This window comes from Rhodococcoides fascians NBRC 12155 = LMG 3623, from assembly GCF_001894785.1.
In the GTDB taxonomy this organism is placed as follows: Bacteria; Actinomycetota; Actinomycetes; order Mycobacteriales; family Mycobacteriaceae; genus Rhodococcoides; species Rhodococcoides fascians.
In genome coordinates, this window is the sequence record NZ_BCWW01000030.1 from 1 (window position 1) to 2369 (window position 2369).

A 2369-nucleotide genomic window follows, 5' to 3' on the forward strand; every position below is an offset into this window, starting at 1 on the left:
CAACACAGCAACCGACCGAGCAAGGAGCGCCCGTTGAGCAAACACACCATCGAAGTAGAGGTCAACGGCAAGACCTACACCCGCGAAGTCGAAGCACGCACACTCCTCTCGGACTTCCTCCGCCACAACCTCGGCCTCCGAGGAACACGCGTCGGCTGCGAACACGGCGTCTGCGGATCCTGCACCGTACTCGTCGACAACGAACCCACCCGATCCTGTATGACCCTCGCCGTCCAAACCGAAGGCGCCATCGTCCAAACCGTCGAAAGCCTCGCCGACAAAGACGGAACCCTCCACCCCCTCCAAGAATCCTTCTCCGCCTGCCACGGACTCCAATGCGGCTTCTGCACCTCCGGATTCCTCATGACCCTCAAACCCATCTACGACGACGGCACCGACATGTCCCAAGACGAAATCCGCGACGCCATCTCCGGAAACCTCTGCCGCTGCACCGGATATCAACAGATCGTCGAATCCGTCGACCGCGCCTTCAACCTCCGCGACCAAACCACAACACCCGACTGACACACAATCGATCGACACGACCGACGCGACGAAGACCGGTCATCACGCAATCAGGTATACGTGATGACCGGTCTTCGTCGCGTCGTGCACACCCAACCTCATCGAAGCGTTGGATGAGCACGTCCGTCCGTGGACACCGAGCCGGTACCACCCAGGTCGAACCCTACGAAATCACCCAGGGCCGGGCCCTGACGGACCGATCACCTGTCAGATCCAGGATGTCGGATCCAACTTGGTCAGACCGACCGCCACCGGGTTCGGCCGTCGGCCCTCGGACTGAGCGTCGTCCACACTGATCAGGGCACGGCGCACGACCTGGCCTCCGACGAACCGGAAAGGCTCAGGAGGAACCCAGCCCGACGGCATCCGGGTGAGGCCGCTGTCTGCCCACTCGTCCTTGGCGTCGGTGGCCATGCTGGCGAGGATCCGAGCTCCCAAACGCGACGGCCCGACGCCATCACCGGAGTACCCGGTCGCGATGAACACTCGTGGGTGATCCTGGTCGGAGACGAAGAACGGCAACGAGTTCAACGAGTACTCGACGGGGGCCCGCCAGCTGTTCTCTATGCGAAGGTCGGACAAGCCGGGGAACATCTTGTTCCAGTTGCGAAGCATCGGCTTCGGGTTCGGCGGCTCGCCGAACATGGAGGACGATCCGCGCGCACCGAACCCGAGACCCACACCTCCCTTGCCGAACAAGAAACGCCCATCGGACGTAGTTCGCCAGTAATTCAACAACCGCCTGGAGTCGGAAACGCCCACGCCCGGTGTTCCGATCTGATCCATGACCCGTTCTGGAAGCTTCTCCGTCACCAAATTGTCACTGGCCGTCGTAATGAGCACCTTGCGCATCCAACCCAGGTTGCTGGCCCATGCATTGATGGCCAGCACCACCGAATCAGCCTTCACGGATCCCTTCGCGGTGGTCACGAGCGGGCGACCCATGCCCTCGATAGAATGTACAAAGGTACGTTCGAAGATTTTGACGCCCAGCTCGAGGGCTACACGTCGCAAGCCTCGCGCAAGCGCGGCAGGCTGGACCGTCGCCGACGTCGGGTCCACCACCCCGCCCCGGATGCCCGTGCCTCCCAGCTCCTGCGCTCGTTCGGCCGAGATGGTCTGAAACGGATTTCCCTTCCTCGCGCCCAAGTCTTCGATCGCCTCGTCCCAGGCACCGTCCTGATTTATCGCCGTAGAGCCCCACAACCAACCTTGACGCTGAAAACCGACTACTAAGTCGTGATCACGCACAAATTTCTCGATGTCGTCGATAGCGTCCGACGTCTGCCCTGCGATTCTGACCGCTTCCGTCTCACCGACGTGCGCTTTCAATGCTCCGAACTTCGGCCACAGGTTCATGACCATTCCGGCATTGGTGCCGCTTGCGCCGCTACCACACAGCTGGGCTTCGAGTACCACAACCTCGGTGGACGAGTCACGCTGTTTGAGCTCGATGGCTGTCCACAATCCGGTGAAACCTCCACCGACGATGCAGACATCGGCGTTCACGGTGCCCGAAAGCTCCGTAACCTGCGCATCCTCGGCAGCGAGGGCTTCACGCAGCCAGAACGATCGTTCACTTTCCCGCGTCGGGATGCTGGACAACTCCATTGTCGAACCTTTCTGATGCGATGAACCTGAGGGTGCGTCGACAAGCTGGCGGCGCCCGCACCAACAGGTAATTCCAACCATCGCCTAGTTTCGCACCGGCTGTCGTTACCGGTTTCCACAAACGAGCACGATAAGTTGGCCCGAAGGGGCAAGGCTTCGGCAAACGATCTGTGAAGGTTCTGACGAACACAATCCTCAGCCCACCCATCGACCCTCTTGACCGGTGGGCTGGC

General features: G+C 61.1%; 2 protein-coding genes. One reads left to right on the forward strand and one right to left on the reverse strand.

The features are described 5' to 3' along the window. Positions 1-33: 33 nt before the first annotated feature. Positions 34-525 (forward strand): (2Fe-2S)-binding protein, encoded by a 492-nt coding sequence (locus RFA01S_RS27215; RefSeq protein WP_032407987.1) that lies wholly within the window; start codon positions 34-36, stop codon positions 523-525. 207 nt (positions 526-732) lie between these two features. Here RFA01S_RS27215 and RFA01S_RS27220 read toward each other — a convergent pair whose 3' ends face one another. Continuing rightward, positions 733-2136, reverse strand: a complete 1404-nt coding sequence (locus tag RFA01S_RS27220) for an NAD(P)/FAD-dependent oxidoreductase (protein WP_032407986.1) — start codon at positions 2134-2136, stop codon at positions 733-735. Positions 2137-2369 lie beyond the last annotated feature (233 nt).